The following is a 16856-nucleotide window of genomic DNA, read 5'->3' as shown; positions in this document are numbered from 1 at the left end:
ATAGACTGATTTGAACGGCCGAGAAGATCAGATAATATTTAAACACGATGAAGACGATAACGGATGGCAGTAGAAACAAGACCGGCGTCCACCGAATGCGGAAGCGATTCCTTTTGGTCTGGAGGGCATTTATGGGAGGAGTGGTTTCGAGCTTCATCTTTTCACCGCCTTCAAAAGAATAGATGTGGGGATCTCCGTGTAGGAAACCCCGACATCTCAATAACTCGCTATTATTTGCTGGATTTGCTCAGAATGTCCTCGTTATACTTGTCTATGATTTCCTTCTGCGCTAATTGTTCCGCAGCTTTCAGCTCAGCCAGCGGATCTGCATTTTTATCAAGCAGAACCTTCTGGATCGGCTTTACCACGTAAGGACTCAGACTCGACTTCAAGTAGTATTCCAACTGCTGTGTCTCGGCTGCCTTGCGAATGGCGCTTAAGAAATCAGCAGGCATTCCCTCGACATAATTCGATAAATCCACGTCCTTGACGACAGTGAACGGGTTGATGCCCAAACCGTTATCTTTATTGAACTGCAGCCTGGTCTCAAAGCTTTCTTTGGAAGACATGAACATGATGTATTCGAAAGCCGCTTGGCGCTCCTCCGGGGACGACGACGGACTGATGGCCCAGAAGCTGCCGCCTACCTGGGACGGTCCTACACTAGCGGGACCAACCGGGTAAGGCATGAAGCCGATCTCGCCCGGATCCATACCTTGGCCGACGAAGGTGTTGTAGGAGTCGGACGCACCAAGAATCATTGCTGATTTGCCGCTGTAGAAATCTTTGTTATTCTCTTCGTAAGACTGAAGAACGTTGCTCTGGACGACTTTGTGTGTCCACTTCAAATCCTTATAATACTGCAACGCTTTAACGGTAGCTTCCGAAGTGAAGGTAAGCTTGACTGTTCCATCCGGTTGTAGCTCCGTCAAGTCTCCGCCTGCTTGCCAGACGTAGTACTCGAAGTGCCAATCGCCCCAGTCCATGCCGAGTATATCGAAACCGATAGTACCCGGATTTTTCTCTTGAACGGTTTTGGCCGTTGCAGCGAATTCATCCCAAGTGGTTGGAAGACTCGTGATTCCGGCATTCTCGAACAGCTTTTTGTTGTAGTACACGCCCGTCGAATACATGGATAAAGGTACGCCATAGATTTTGCCGTCCCGCGTTGCCATGTTGAAGGCACCATCGATAAAGCGATCCTTGTCAGGTGAACCGTTGATCAAATCCGTAATGTCCGCCACGATGCCTGCTTGAACGTACTCCTGCATCTTGGGGAAGGAAGGCCGGAACACATCCGGCTGCTCACCGCCGGCAACCGCCGCCAAAAATTTCTCAGGCGTCTGCGTCTCGTCCTGGTGAATGACCTTGATGTGCGGATAAGCGGCGTCGAACTTAGCCTGCAGCTCTTCGGTGACTACTTTAGTCGAGGCATCCGGCGCCGGCTTATCCCAGACCGTAATCTCGACAGGAACCGCTTCTTTTGAAGGTTCTGTCGTATTCTCCGCTGGAGCGCTGCTACTCGGCTGCGTAGTCGTCTCAGCAGACGGAACGTTTCCATTATTGGAACCGCATGCTGCCAGCACACCAAAGGCAAACGACATTGCTAAGAGCGCAACCCCTTTTTGTTTAATCCCCTTATCATTCTTCATTTCTTAAACCTCCCGTGAAGTGTGGTTGTTCTCCCCCTTCATCATAAAGGGTTGCAACCGCTTACTAAATAGAAATACTTAACCAGATCAATATGAAAATTTCACCTCTCGGTCGGCCATGCCATCTCCCAGCGAAAGAGCGTTTGCTCAGCGGCCAATCGTAGTTTAGGAATCATGCCATACGTAATGTGGGACGCTCCTGGCAGGGTCACGTCAAGTCGCAAGCCATTTCTTTGAAGCAGCTTACGATAGGCTACGGCCGTAGCGTTGCGCGTATCGGAGTGGCGATCCCCGATTCTCGCCAATGCCGTCACAGCAAAAGAGACGTATTGAAAGTACACCTCGGTACGGGTCTCCGAAGATTCGCACTGATTGGGATCAGGGAAAGCTTCGCTCGGCTCTTCCAATAGAGAATAGAGCACCTCAGTCCCCTCATTGTCTCCAAGCAATCCCAATAAGAAAATCGCCGAATAGCCCCGTCCATGATTGCGCTTATGGACGAGTCGGGTATGCGGAACGAACGGATCCTTATCGAACGCGATCTTTCTCAGCAGCGGAGCGGACGACTCATCCCCAAGCAATGCAAGCGCGAACGCGCTGTGCTTACTGAGGTCGGAGTCACAATCCTGCGTCATCCAGGATCTCAATGCTGCGTGAATCGCCCCCCCCATTTTCACGGCCGACCATATCGAAAGCCCCGGATTCGCGCTGGACAAGCCTTCCTTGATGGTCTCCGGTTGATCGAGCCAGCGCGAGCCGCGCTCTCCTGCCGGCAGACAGCCCGTTGCGGCAAGAAGCGCGGAAAGCTCCGGATAGGGAACCTCCCGGAGCGGCAATTTCTTGGTTATGGAGAGATAGGCTGCATAGGCGGCAGCCTCCCCCGTTTTTTGCATATCGCGTTTCATTCGCACGCACGTGGCCATATCATGATCAACCGCAAGACATCTTCCCGCGACCAATAGCCCCTCCAGCCCTCTTGGAATGAGAGCGCCGAGCGGAATCGGAACGGATAATTTATGTCCCCACATGCTGCAGGCAACCGTCCATTTCTGCAACGTCTCGCTCTCGAACGCGATGTCCTTGCTGTGGATGTCCACATTGGCATAAGCGTAGAACAAGGGCTCTGTCGTATGACAGCCGTTCAGGAAACGTTCGAGCGTTACCTGCTCTTCCCCCTCGATAAACCTGCCTTCCCGTATTCCGATCAGAGGCGCAAGGCGAAGCCAGCGGTCCCGTTCCTCATAAACGGCCTTCAAGTGCGTAGAGACGGTCGCGGACGCAACAATCGCTTGCGACAGACCTAACGCATCCCTTTGATCGACAAAACCCGAATCGGTATGCCGGAAGCTCACTTGTCCGTTCTCCAGCTGCAGCCATACGTTCGAGAACGGCTGCGACTGGCCGTCCATCGGACGACCGCAGCACATTCCAGCTCCCGCGAGCGCGCTCACGTGCGCGTCCCCCGTACAGTCGATCACGACTTCGCTTTCCGCAGCGAATCTGCCTACCGCGGAAATCCATTCGATTCCGCATACCCGGTTGCCCTGCTTCAGGACTCCCGTGATCGTGCTCTCATACCGGAGGTCGACCCCAAGCCGGATCGCTTCTTTCTCCATCACGACCATCTTGGCTTCTCCGTTCACTCCTTGGGAAGGGGTGAAGCACCTAGCTGAAAGAGTCAACGCCTGCTCGTCCAAGCTCTCGAACAAGCCGCCCCTCGATCCAAAATAATAGCTCCATACGGCCCCTGCTGTTCCTATGCCGCCCATACCATGCAGTCGCTCGACTGCAAGTACCTTCAGCCCTTGTCTGGCGGCGGCAATTGCTGCAATCGCGCCTGCTGTTCCCAGACCTGCTACGATGACATCATAGCGGCCCGCATAAACTCCCTCGAGGGGAGATAGGTTGACCGTACCGTCTCTATACCATCGTGAGCTCTCCATCGGGTTCACCCTCCCATCTCGCTTGGTGTAAATAGCCTTGGTCGATGGCTTCGACCGGATGCCCGTATCCTTCCGATGGCAGCCAGAACCAGTCGTCCATAAGGATCTGCAAGCCTCTCGGCGTTTCGCATTCGAATACGGAGGCGATGGCCGCGATCGTCCAAGGGAGAAGCTCGCTTGGGCGATTCTGCCAATAGTTTAATAGACCGTTTCTTGCCGCGGGCCAATCGTCGTCCGCCTCAAGCGTCCATTTGACGATATGCTCCGCATCAAAACGGCCTTGAACAAGCTCTACTCTTGGATCGTCGACCGCAGGCAACACCTGTTCGGCGATATCGGCATGAATATACGCGTTAACACGGCGCCGTGCAGGACGGAAGCGATCCGCTAACCGTGATAGCCGGCTAGTCGTCGTATCCAGGATACGATCAACCGTTAACGTGCGGATGCCGGAAGCATTGTATACATCGACTTCGAAGCCCGCAGAGAGCTTCCGGATCTGAACAATCTCCGTCAGCAACAGAACCTGGACTCGTGCATCCAGCAGCCTCCGACACAGGACCGGGTGAAGACCCGGCAGGTGGGCCGGCTCTAAGGTCGCCCCTATCAAATTACGTTGCCGAAGCTCTTCGACGAACGAATGTCCGAATTCGGAAAACGAGAGCGGCCCTGCGTTTCGTCCGGGGTTGAAGCTCTCGATAAACTCTTGCCCGACCGCTGCGGATCGTTCGACCACCAAGGTCGTCTCCGGCTTCGCTAACGCCGCCCCGATTCCGCTGAAAGTCGCACCGCAGATCAACGTCTTATAGTGATCTTGCCATTCCCTCTTCAATTAAGAATCTCCTCCTATCATCCACCGGCTTCCGTCGAGGAAGCTGATGCTTTCAAACGATACTGAATCGGAGTCATACCTGTCGTCTTCCGGAATACGTTGCTGAAGTAAGCCGCATCGGGGAAGCCGACAAGGACGGCAATCTCTTGGATCTGAAGCTCCGTCTTTTTCAACAATTGTTCGGCTTTGCGTATCCGTTCCTCCGTCATGTAGCTGACGAAGTTGCTCTTAAACCTCTCTTTAAAACGTCTGGAGAAATAGTTCGGATGGATATAGAAGCGATCTGCGATCGTCTGCAGACTGAGTGGTTCATGCAGGCTGGAGTCAATATATAGCTTGATCTCGTCCATAAGGTCGGGATTCGTGGAATGCCTCATTCTGTTTAAGTGTTCGATTAGATTATTCGTCATTGCCGCAAGCTTGACTCCGATCTCCGTCCAGTACTCCACCCCGTGGAGCCAGCTTTGCATATCGTCGATTTCTCCGATGATCCACTCCGGGATACTCGTCTGAAGGAGAAGATATTTGCGATAGAGCAGGTGAAAATCGATGCAGAAGCTTTCCAATTGATTAAAGCTGGACTCCTCGTATTGAACGAGGGTCTCCAGGCGAGAGCCTAGCCACTTGGTCAAAGCTGCCGCATTGCCATCGTTCAAGAGGCGGAACACGAGTCTCTCATCCTCTTCCGCAAGAACCGAGCTCCCGTTCCCTTTGCCTCCGGCTGCCGGTGTCATCCCGTATACCTTATTTCGTCCATGGATGATTCGATCTCGCAGCGCTTGCTTCGCTTGCTGATAGGACTGATGAATCTGGCGAATGTTTCGCACCTGCATGCCGAAGCCGATGGTCGCCTCAAGCTTGAGATAGCCGCTAATCCCCGTCATCGCCTCTTCAAGCTCCCGCTTTAAGACGGTCAGATCAATGGACTTGCCGTCTCCGAGTACATAGACGAGCTCTTTGTCATAGATCGAATGAAGGAACAACGTCCCTTCTCGCTCCTTGGAATCAAGCAGTTGGGAAATAACGTTGGAGACCGCGTATCGAAGCAGGGCTTCGTCTCCTTTAAGGAAGGAGCGATAAGGCAAGGCGGGCATCGCGACCTCGAACAAGACGACTACGAACTCGCGGCAAAAGGCGTTCATGGAAGCCAGCTTCTCGTCCTGCTCGAAGGCGGTGCTGTCGCCGCCTTGCTGGATCAGCTTGGTCAACAGTCGTTGGCGCGAGGACTCCTCGCTTCTTTGCTGAAGCAGTTGAAGCTCATCGCCGAGAGACGAATGACGACGATCCTGCTCGATCTTGGCCATGATTCGAATCAGGCAGCCCCGGAGCTCTTCGGGATCGACCGGCTTCAGCAAATAGTCGGCAACTCCGTATTGAATGCCTCTCTTGGCGAACTCGAATTCCTCATACCCGCTGACCAGTATAAATTGCAGCTTCTCGTCTAGCTCCTTGGCCTCGCGTATAAAATCAAGCCCGTTCATCTCCGGCATCCGAATATCCGTAACGACGATGTCCGGCCGAAGCTCCGCAAGACGGCGCAAGCCTTCGAGTCCGTTCTCGGCTTCGCCGATCTCCTCGATCGGCAGCCCCATTCGCTCGATAATCCGGATAATGCCTTGACGCAAGATAGGCTCATCTTCAATAAGGAGCAGTTTCATCCGATTGCTCCTCCTCTCCCAGCTTTCTTAGTAGAATGACGACTTCCGTTCCTTGCTCCCGCTCACTGGTTATCGTAAGCCCATACGAATGGCCATAAAGAAGCTTGATTCGGTTCTGCACGTTCATCAGCCCTATGGAAGCTGGAGGATTCGCTTCGCGTCGCTGTTGTAAATCCTGACTCAGCAGCATGTTCAACTCCGCCAATCTTGCCGCCTCGATGGGAGGCCCATTATTCCATATAGAGAGATAGATTTCTTGATCGGAGCTGCTCCAGCCGCGAATTCGCAATTCACTATGCGCGGACATTTTATCGAAGACATGCACGAAGCAGTTCTCGACCAGAGGCTGCATTAACAGCTTCGGAATAGGAATGCCGTACAATGACTCCTCCATTTCGATTGCATATTTAAACCGGTTCCCGTAACGCTGCTGCTGAATGTAGAGGTACAATTCGATCTGACGCAGCTCGAGCTGCATCGTCGACGTTCGGTTGGCGCTAATGTTGTATCGGAACATCTTCGCCAGCGATCGGCTGATCAGGCTGATGCGATCGTCATCGTGCAAGGTTGCGAGGCTATCGATAATGCCCAATGTGTTGTATAGAAAATGAGGATTGATCTGGGATTGCAGCGCCTTGATTTCCGCTTCTTTGCGGACCAGATCGGTCTCGTACACTTTCAGGATAAGCGCCTTGATCTCCTCAGCCATATGGTTAAACCGATGAATGATGTATCCGGTCTCATCTTTGGTGCGTATAGGCAGAATAATATCGTAATCGCCCTTCTCGACGGCTAGAATACCTTTCTTAAGCTCCTTGAGAGGGGTCAGAATTCGTGAGGAAAGAAGAATGGCAATCAGCATAGCTCCCAATAAGCAGGCAATCCCGATATAGATTGTATCCCGCGCCAATTCGTTCACTTCTTTGAGCAGGGTGCGGACATCGACGATGCCGACCAGTACCCATGACGTATTCGCCAAGGGCTGGGAGACGTATAGCAATTCCGAGTCCTTATGGCGTTCCAAAGGCTTGCCAAGCAAGGAGATATCTGCCGATATTTGGGCCGTCTCCGTCTTGGAATCCACGAGTAGAAAGTTCACGCCTTCCGTCTCTCCGAGTCCCTCGAGCCATTCCTTCAGATACTCATAGGACAGCTGGATCATCAGGACGCCGATGATGGGGAACTTGGAAAGCGTGCTTATATTTTTGACCGCCTGTACGAACGTGAGCGTGCTCACCTCCTGACCCGTACGACGATCGAACGCGATCGAAGGTATCCAGACACCTTTGCCGCTATTCGCAACCGCGATATCCTTTAAGTCATCGAAGTCGACCACGTCAGTATTGTTGATGTTGCCTTTGATCAGGCGATTACCTTCAAGCTGCGTTACCACGATAAATTCGACCGCGGAATGATCCGTCACGAACTGGCTGAAGTTGCCGGAGAATTCGCTATAGGCCAGTGGATCGGAGCCTAATGTCTCCACGAAGTTTTGGAATCTCGGGTCCGAGAAGTAGTTCCAGGCGGTACTCTTAATGTTCGCCATCTGCGTCTCCAGGTTGGAGGCCGATTGCGAGCTGAACAACTCCATGTTCTTAATCTCGCGCTGCTTGATGTCTGAGGAAGTATGATCGTAGGTATACAGACCCAGCGTCGATACGGTAAACGTGATGATGGCGAATAAGGCGAGCAGCATTTTGCGAAAAAGGGAACGAGAAATATAGGCGAATACATCCATAATCCGCTTCTTGATCGATTGGATTAACGAGAGTATAGCCATCGCCCCCAGATAATAGTTTTTATATTATTCATTATAGTCTGTTTATTCCTGTAAAGGGAGACCTTCCTGACCAGCTCTCTTAAGGGCCCTCCTTTCTCGTATCTTCAATAGATTCATCGTAATTGTATAAAGTTTCGCTGCGAGTGAGAATGGAATATCTATACTTCCTCTCTATGAATATCTTAACAGGCACGCTTAACAGCGGTGCGTGGATCACTCCTCGCACCGCTGTTGTCACGCTTGGTTCTATACTCCGCTGACCTTGAAGTTATCCAGATAAACTCGGTGATCCCTCGCGAAAGTAGATCCGATCAAAGCGGCCGCATAAGCCGTCGCATTCTCGGTAAATCCGGTCGTCGTGAAGCTGTAATTGCTCGTGCTGCCCGTAAACGTTACGTCGGAGATCGCGCCGTTTGACGTATCCACCGTATAGGCGAGATGGAGGAAGCCGCTCTCCGGATCCCACGTTCCGGTATACGCAATCTCGGACCCGACGGATTGCCCGTTCACCTTAAGCGTGATGGCTCCCGTCCGATTGTCGATGCTTAAGCCGGTAAAATAAGTCTCGACGACCTCACCGCTGCTCTGGGAGGGAAGTGAGGCGTAGAATCCGAGTCCCACATGCTCGGTAGCTTTCACCGGGAACGAGAGATCGGCTTCGATGCGCATTCTCGCCGGCTTGAGATAGGTACCGGAGCTGCCGAGCGGAATGGCGATTGCGCCCCTGGCATTCCCGGCCGCGGTAATCTGAGCCTGCGGCGCCGGATTGCCTTGCACGTTATTCACAGAGGCGGAAAAATTGCCGTTAGAAGGGAAGCTTGCGAGCGACCAAGTCCCTCCCGGAAGGTTAGAAGTGTCCGGCGTTCGTCCCGCTATCGCGCTTCCATTGCTTCCGCTGAACAAGTCGGAGATCAAGGTAAGTGCTTGAACCGTCACGTCCACGTCCACGGTTAAGCCACCATATGCAGCTTGCAATACAGTCGTGCCGGTGGACACCGCCGTAATGTTCCCCGTCGAATCGACATCGGCCACCTCCGGATTGCTGCTTGACCAAACGGCCTGAACGTCGCTCATTACCTCATTATTCTGGTCGTAGACCGAAGCCGTTACAGTAGCCGTGCCTCCGACTGTCAAGTTGACCGAGGACTGATCGACCGCAATCGAAGTTGGCTCCAAGAGGTCCTCTCCAAAATTCGTTCGATCCGTTAAGATCAAGTCCCCGAATAAGTTCGGATTCTTGGTGAAGCCGATCCCGCTCATATACTCCATCCATCCGCGTCTGCCCGTTCCGTCATTATCGTTAACTAGCAGAGAGAACCCGATGGCGTTAGCCGAAGACGGCGTCATTCCGGCCGGCAACACATCCGACCATTTAATCGCCATCTCGTAGACGGTTTGGGTTCCTTCCCGATGAATCGCGACCGATGAATTGTGCAGATTATTGCCGCCGATGCCACCTCTCTTCATGACCGCATTCGTATCTGAATTCAATGCGACGATGTTCTCGCTCCATCCCAGCTTGCCTGGCTCAATGGAGCGGCCCGGATCGATGGCGAACTGGATGGAATCTCCCTTCCAAGCATCGCCCGGAGGATTATTGTTGTAATGGGTATTATCCGTCACCTGAACAGCCAAGTACAGCTGCTCCAAGTCCCACTTTGTATAGGAGACTGCGCTCAGATCCTCCGTACCTCCCCAGTCGGTCATGAGCCGGACCTGAGAGGCCTGATCAAGCGCGACTGATTCCGCATTGCTCCACTCCGCAGCGTTGATAACGCCGTCGACCACAATGGGGTGCTGCGCCTTGACAGCCGTCAGAGCGCTGATATTCCGTTCGATGAGCTGCGTGAACCCATCATCCCGGTCTATCTTGATCTTGATAGACAATGGAGTATCCTTGCTTAAGGACGGCGCCGGAATCGCAAGGGTTGTGCTTGAATGAGGCGCAATTGGCGCAAAGGTGAACGTTCCAGCCATGTCAGCTGGTTCCAGCACCGTGACGGTGCCACCGCTCATCGTCCCGAGCGCATTCTGATTGTCGATCGTGACCGCCAGATCCCAGCCGTTCCCCGAATCATTAACCACAGGAGAGGCATGCACGACGACTGCCTCCTTCATTAGGACATCGAGCGTCAGGCTGCCGTACCTCTCGCCCGCCGAACCGATCGGATAGATTCGCGCGACGCCGATGGAGGAGCTCGCCGGGGCTCTGACGGTTAAGGTATCCGTTGCCGATCCCGCACTGAAGGTGCCTCCCGATACCAACTGCCAGCCATTCGGAAGAGCTAGCTCATAAGTGCCGGATAGCGATTCTGCCCCTCCTGCCCGAGTAACCTGTATCTGGATCTCTTCCCCGGGAGCCGCCTCAATGACGGAGGAGTTCGCTTCATAAGTCGGTGTATCCAGCACGGGGTCCGCGGTGAGGTTCCCGATGAGATAGATGGGTTCTTGAGTAGCCGTGAATGTCGTCGTCCCGTCGATCGTATCGAAGGTACGGGCATTGCCGAACATATCTATCAGCTCGACCTGGGCACTTCCTGTGTGCAAGCCGATCTGCTTGTCGGTATTCGACCAGAGCACGACGATATCTTGGTTGTCGGAAGCCCTGTGGAACTTATAAGCTCTTACGTCATTGTCTGCAAGACTATAAGCCTGAACGAAGGTGGCTCCGCCCAGCAGATCCGACACGGCATTGAACCCTACGAACGAAGGCTTCGGCGAATTGTCTACGTACAGTACGCCTTGGCTGCATTCGTAGAAGGTACTGTCGGTACAGTCATTCAGGAAATCATACCAGTATATTTTATCGATTAGCTTATCGTTTGCTAGATTGGCCACGTACAGTTGAACCCCGTACGAAGCCGAATCAACCTCCGTGAACCCACCCCACTTCTGATCCATTGTCGGCCAGCCGATCTCGGTGAGCCATAATTCGATGTCCTTCGTGAGCCCGTGACTCGTTTGATAAGCTTTGATGTAATTGTCCAAATCCTGGAATTCGGCGAGGGTCTCCCCTTGTTCAGGATTATAGGAAGGGTACACATGGAAGGACATCACGTCCATATATTCCGTCGCGCCAAGATCGACCAGCTGCTTCAACCAAGGCTCGTCGTAGTTCAGCGTTACGCCGCCGACTACCTTTATGTTTGGATTCACGCCTTTAATAATCGTATACGCGTTCTGCAGAATAGCCAGATACTGCGCGGGCGTCAATTGGGTACTCAATTCATTGCCGATTTCAAAGGCGTTTACTTTGCCCAGCAGGCTCGTCACCGTCTGTTCTATGACGACGGGATCCGTACTCGTCACGATGAACGTGCTTAATCCGTTAGCAGTCGCGTTATCGATATAAGTCGTCGGATTGCCCGGGTTGTAGCCGTCTCGAATCGATACGGCTCCCGTCTGGGCAGCAAGAGGAAGCCGTATGTCCGAGCCTCCGTACGCTTTGCTGAAGTGGGTGTTCATGCCCAAGAACGATTGAACGGGTTGGCCCGTCAGATCGGCAATCGTTCCGATATGCAGGTCTTCATGGAGGTTAATCGTTCCATCCGCGCTGACGGCGTCAACGGATACGGTGTATGTCCCTTTATCCAGAATGCCAAAATTCAGCGGCATGACGAGTCCCTTCTGCTCCGGATTCAGGCTGATATCGAATTCGCCTTCATCCACTGCGATATTCGAATAGTCAAGAAGGCTGTACGTCACGTGCAGCTCTCTGCCGGCATCGAACTGATTGTCAAAAACCAAGTTGATTGCTGACGATTCCGTCTCCTTGAAGACGCTGCCCGCCTTGACTTGAGCTCCGCGCATGGACACGGTGGGGATCAATTCAGCGGTTACCTTGGAGAAGCAGACCGGCGTGTTCGTCTCGATCCGGAAGTCGGCGCCATTATTCAGACGGTTGCTGAATTGAGCATCCTCGACGATGTATTCCACCTGCTTCCAAGTGTTGCTGCCAGTCAGCAAGGTCAGCTCCGTATAAGCGTACGGGGTCAGCGTGGAATCATAGGCAAGCTTGAAGCCCTTCTCTCCCGTTACTGCGCTGTCGTAGTAATCTACCGTTACCTTGACCGTGTTTTTCCCGCCATAAATGTAATTATCAGATACTTTAATGTAGATATAGTGCGCACTGGCCGAGGGATTCGTCTGCCAACCTGTAGTGCCATTGTAAGTTTGGATGGTCTTGGCGTTAGTATCTCCGGCAAATGCCGTCAATCCGTTTTCCTGACTGGCAGACCCCATGATTACGCTTACAGGTCCGTTAATCTTCGTTACGGTAACGGGGACGCTCGTCGTGAAGGTGCCGTACTTCGCTGTGACGACGGCGCTTCCCAGCTGCAAGAGCGTGATCTTGCCCGTACTGTCTACCTTGGCGATGGCAGCGTTGCTGCTGGCGTAGCTGATGGTCAGCTTGTTCATCAGGTAACCGTTCTGGTCCAATACGGCTGCGGCAATCGTTCGGGTTGTTCCGATAGGCAGGCTAACGGCTGCCGGAACCGCCTGAATTCCCGTCGCTACGGAAGTTGCCGCGCTTTTCCCCACGGTTATGCTTCCGAACAGAACGGGGACGGAGGTGTCAATTCGGATGTCGGCCCCATTTTCCCTGTTCGCAAAGTTCGCGTCCTTTAATGTATAGGTGACGCTCTTCCAGGTGTTGCTGCCCGTCAGATACGTCTTGGGCACGTTATAATCCCAAGCGCTTGTTACGGAGTCATACGAGAATCCGAAAACGTTGTCCGCGCTTTCGGCCCTATCGTAATATTCGAACGTGACCGTGACTGCGTTCGTTCCGCCATGGATAAAGGCATCAGACACATTGAGGTAAATATATTTCCCGCCTCCCGCCGGGTCGGTTCTCCATCCAGATTTTCCTTGGACCGTCTCTTTGACGACCCCTCCCGGGCCATCTCCGTTCCAAACCGTTATTCCGTTCTCCGTATTCGTCTCTCCCAGAACAATACTAACCGGACCCTGCGCTGGATCTGCACCTGCATAAGACGGAACGAGCGCGACAATCAACATCCAAGCAAGAAGCAATGATAATACGGACTTTCCCTTCATTAATACCCCCCACCTCACCTCATCATTAAGTTAATTGCAACTTCATTATAATGACAAAGAGCGAAGCTCCCTATGAATATCCTAATGTAAGCGCTATTAAAAATTGAACGTGTCGAAAAAAGCAGCAGGCCGAGGTCTACTCAGTCTGCTGCTACATAGGCCAGGGTGATCATTGCCGAACACGGGGGAGTTCGGTAGACTGTGCTTGCCCTTACCAACTATGTCGGTCTATTTCAATCGTAAAAGCCTCATGCTATTTAAAATAACTAATACAGCAGCTCCTGTATCGCTCAGTACAGCGATCCATAACGTCAGCCAGCCTGGGAAAATTAAAGTCAAGGCTATCGCTTTAATTAGAATCGAAAACCAGATATTTTGCTTTATAATTCGCATTGCTTTTCTACTTAGTTTTATAGTGTGTGGCAACTTTTCCAAATGATCTGCCATGAGTACGACATCTGCAGTTTCCATTGCTGTATCTGTACCGGCACCTCCCATGGCAATACCAAGATCTGCTGTTGCTAGTGCTGGTGCATCGTTTATTCCATCGCCTACCATAGCCACTATATGCCCTTCAGATTGAAGTTTCTTTATAGCAGACCCTTTATCTTCTGGCATCATCTCCGCGAAATATCGAGATATATTGGCTTGCAAGGCAATTTTTTTGGCGGTCCCTTCATTATCTCCGGTTAACATCACGAATTCTTTCAGACCAGCATTTTGAAGTCCTTTTAAAGCAGTTAACGTTGTCTCTCGAATTGAATCTGACACTGCAATAATACCTATTATCGTAACCGCCGATCCGATGATGGTAAATGTATGACCGCTGCTCTGTAGCTGCTCAACTTGTTCTTCGATATGAGTAATAGGGATCTCTAAATCTTTAAACAACTTTAAATTTCCGGCAAAATACTCAATTCCGGAGATATGACCCTTAACTCCCTTGCCAACAATATTGGTGAATTCCCTACCAATTTGTATAGATACTCCCTTGTCTTTGGCATACCGAACGATGGTTTGTGCAATTGGATGGGACGAATTCTCTTCTAACGTTCGTGCGATAGACAACAATTCATTTTCTTCAATTCCATACGTAATGATGCTCGTTACTTTAGGTTTACCTTCTGTCAGTGTTCCTGTTTTATCAAAAGCGATGGAGCTTAATCCTCCGGCTGTTTCAAGGGACGTCCCTCCCTTAATTAGCACCCCATTTTTCGCGGCATTGCCAATAGCAGATACGATCGCTACGGGAGTTGAAATGACCAGTGCGCAAGGGCATGCCACAACGAGCAATTCTAAACCACGATAAAACCATTCTGACCATGATCCCATCCCAAGAATCGGTGGCAATACAATCGTCACTAAGGCAAGAACAAAAACTATTGGTGTATATACCTTTGCAAATTTATCAACTAAAGCTTGTGCAGGAGCTTTCTGCTCTTGCGCCTCTTCGACTAGATGAATAATGTTGGCGATGGCCGTGTCTTCAACATGCTTTGTTACCTTAACATCCAATGTGCCATGTTCGTTAATTGTACCTGCATATACAGTATCCCCCGCTTGTTTCTCGACAGGGATTGATTCACCGGTTATAGGCGCTTGATTAACCATTGAAAATCCGGAGACCACTTCTCCATCTAGAGCTACCCTATCGCCAGGCCTCACGGTAATAACTTCGCCTATCTGAATCTCATCGACTGGTACTTGAAATAGTTCATCATTGCGTTTTACCCACACGATTGGAGGCGTCAAATCGAATAAGCTTCTAATTGAATTTCTCGTTCGTTCGATAGAACTTGTTTGCAGCGAATTCCCCAATGCAAACAGCCAAACAACAGTTGCCCCTTCCAACCACTCACCAATTAGTACAGCGCCTATTGCAGCTATTGTCATGAGAACGTTCATATCTAACGATCGGCTTTTAACAGCGTAAAATGCACTTCTAGCTGGTTTGTAGCCGCCAATGGCGACAGAACAAGCATACAATATCGTAGTTAGCATCGAGTCATTATTCAATTGAGCATTAATAAACCCAAGTAGAAGTAGAACCCCTGATAAAATCATTGCAGGTTGATGATTTTGTCGCTGTTCTATGGGTGTGGTTCTATTTTTTGATGAAAGTGTAGCCTTGTAGCCTGTTTTACCAACTTCCTTAATAATATCCTCAATACTATTTTCGTGCTCGATGTGCATTTTTGCTGTAGAAAAGTTTACAGAGACGTTTTTGACACTTGGATTCTGTCTTAAATGATTTTCAAGAGTAAGAGCACAGGAACTGCAATCCATGCCTTGGATATTGTAAGTTTTGACCGGCATGACTATTAGCTCTTTTTTGAACTTAAGTTCTTTATCTGACACGACAATCACTCCTCAACCTTTTCGAAATGTCGGTCACAACACGCTACTTCTGTTTGGACTTCCGCAAACACATCATCGATCATGGTTAGGAGAAGTCTAATTTTCTCGCTGCTTAAGCTATAATAGATATACTTTCCGTGCTGCCTATTCGTGATGAGTCCACATTCCTTGAGACAAGCTAAATGCTGGGAAACGCTCGATTGACTTGCCTGGACTTCCTCGATGATTTGAGATACGGTCTTCTCCGAATTCTGTATACATTCTAGAATTTGAATGCGCGTCTTATCTCCAAACCCGCGAATAAACTTCACTTTTGTATTTAACAGGTCTTGTTTCATATTTACCCCCGTCATATTATCCGATTCTAATATGTATTATACTCCATCATATTAGATAATGTTAATATGATTTGAATCAAATAAAAAAGCCGCGAGATTACGCGACTTTTCCACTTTTATACTCTCCGCTTAATTAGAGTCTCGATTATGCCGGTGGAATACTCTGAGGATTATTAAATACATTTGTCGGATCATACTTAGCTTTTACTCTACGGAGCCTAGGATAGTTCTTGCCATAATAAACTGGTCAAGAACCTTGCAGGTACGGCAGCAGCTTATTAGACAGGTATGGGCTACTGCTGATTTGTATAAAAAAGTCGCAGAAATTGTAAAATCGATCACAACTTTTTATTTGCATTTTGCAAATATAAATGGTATAACTGGCTCAGGAGGTCATACAAATGGAAAACGTAAGGAATATGTTTCAGATCTTGTCCCGGAATTTTGGTTTGTTAAATGAACAATGCTGCGATTCCTGTTGCGGCCAAGAGGTGTCACTTGTACAAAGCCATATCCTATATGAAATTAATCGTCAGCATAATCCCTCCATGCAGGAAATTGCAGGCGCTCTAGGAATGGACATTACCACTTTCAGCAGACAAGTTAAAACCTTGACCGATAAAGGATTAGTAAAGAAAACTCCCCATCATTCTGATCAACGAATTAATATTCTATCCCTGACGCCTGAAGGGTTAAGTGTTGAAAATGCAATTAACCTTACCGTAAATGCTCAACTGAATGGCGTCTTATCAACAATGAGTGAGTTTGAACGAGAAACGGTACTTCGCTCCATTCAATTATTTAATGAAGCTATGCAAAAATCTGCAACATGTTGTGTGCCTCCAAAATAATGGAGGTATACATTTTATCTTATATTTGCAATTTGCAAGTAAAATCCAAGGAGTAAATAAAAATGAATGCAGAATTACCAACAGCTATTATCGGTGGCGGACCAGTAGCATTAGCTGCTGCTGCACAACTCGTAAAGAGAAACATGCCATTTATTTTATTTGAAAAAGGTACTCATATCGCATCCTCTGTACTCAGTTGGAACCATGTTAGAATGTTCTCCCCTTGGGAGTTTAACATAGATACAGCTGCAAACGAGCTCCTTCTTGAGTCAGGTTGGCAATCTCCAGCAAAAAATCACATGCCTACGGGGCTAGAGCTGGTTAATGGGTATCTTCTACCGCTATCTCAGCTGAAACAACTACAACCTTTTATTCATCCACAA

At 50.1% G+C, this 16856-nt stretch carries 10 protein-coding genes and 1 pseudogene; 2 read left to right on the top strand and 9 right to left on the bottom strand.

Annotated features, from left to right (window positions below; genetic code table 11):
- Positions 1–230: 230 nt before the first annotated feature.
- From AB4Z33_RS27735 to AB4Z33_RS27695, 9 genes and pseudogenes are all read right to left on the bottom strand, one after another.
- Complete coding sequence (locus tag AB4Z33_RS27735) at positions 231–1652, bottom strand: extracellular solute-binding protein (RefSeq protein ID WP_442053005.1); 1422 nt, start codon at positions 1650–1652, stop codon at positions 231–233.
- A gap of 101 nt (positions 1653–1753) precedes the next feature.
- Entirely contained in the window at positions 1754–3595 is a 1842-nt protein-coding gene (locus AB4Z33_RS27730) for an FAD-dependent oxidoreductase (protein ID WP_442053004.1), read from the bottom strand.
- Positions 3573–4427 (bottom strand): hypothetical protein, encoded by an 855-nt coding sequence (locus AB4Z33_RS27725; RefSeq protein ID WP_442053003.1) that lies wholly within the window; start codon positions 4425–4427, stop codon positions 3573–3575. The genes AB4Z33_RS27730 and AB4Z33_RS27725 overlap by 23 nt, the downstream gene beginning before the upstream one ends.
- Before the next feature lie 17 nt (positions 4428–4444).
- Positions 4445–6085 carry a response regulator gene (locus AB4Z33_RS27720; protein ID WP_442053002.1) on the bottom strand — a complete coding sequence of 547 codons (1641 nt, stop codon included), beginning with the start codon at positions 6083–6085 and terminating at the stop codon, positions 4445–4447.
- Complete coding sequence (locus tag AB4Z33_RS27715; protein WP_442053001.1) at positions 6066–7865, bottom strand: sensor histidine kinase; 1800 nt, start codon at positions 7863–7865, stop codon at positions 6066–6068. Before AB4Z33_RS27715 ends, AB4Z33_RS27720 begins: the two co-directional genes overlap by 20 nt.
- A gap of 246 nt (positions 7866–8111) precedes the next feature.
- Entirely contained in the window at positions 8112–12926 is a 4815-nt protein-coding gene (locus tag AB4Z33_RS27710) for a sugar-binding protein (RefSeq protein WP_442053000.1), read from the bottom strand.
- A 228-nt stretch (positions 12927–13154) separates the two neighbouring features.
- Positions 13155–15242 carry a heavy metal translocating P-type ATPase gene (locus AB4Z33_RS27705; RefSeq protein WP_442053006.1) on the bottom strand — a complete coding sequence of 696 codons (2088 nt, stop codon included), beginning with the start codon at positions 15240–15242 and terminating at the stop codon, positions 13155–13157.
- Between the two features lie 47 nt (positions 15243–15289).
- Complete coding sequence (locus tag AB4Z33_RS27700) at positions 15290–15622, bottom strand: ArsR/SmtB family transcription factor (RefSeq protein ID WP_442052999.1); 333 nt, start codon at positions 15620–15622, stop codon at positions 15290–15292.
- Positions 15623–15767: 145 nt separating this feature from the next.
- Positions 15768–15869, bottom strand: a pseudogene (locus tag AB4Z33_RS27695) (BBE domain-containing protein); the annotation flags it as partial.
- A gap of 154 nt (positions 15870–16023) precedes the next feature.
- On the opposite strand from AB4Z33_RS27695, the gene AB4Z33_RS27690 reads away from it, so the two are divergent.
- Together AB4Z33_RS27690 and AB4Z33_RS27685 are read left to right on the top strand one after the other, a co-directional pair.
- Positions 16024–16473 (top strand): MarR family winged helix-turn-helix transcriptional regulator, encoded by a 450-nt coding sequence (locus AB4Z33_RS27690; protein WP_442052998.1) that lies wholly within the window; start codon positions 16024–16026, stop codon positions 16471–16473.
- A gap of 62 nt (positions 16474–16535) precedes the next feature.
- A partial coding sequence (locus AB4Z33_RS27685) for an NAD(P)-binding protein (RefSeq protein ID WP_442052997.1) occupies positions 16536–16856 on the top strand: 321 nt, incomplete at its 3' end.

This window comes from Paenibacillus sp. 2TAB19 (assembly GCF_052115185.1).
In the GTDB taxonomy this organism is placed as follows: Bacteria; Bacillota; Bacilli; order Paenibacillales; family Paenibacillaceae; genus Pristimantibacillus.
This window is presented reverse-complemented; position numbering and strand designations above follow the sequence as displayed.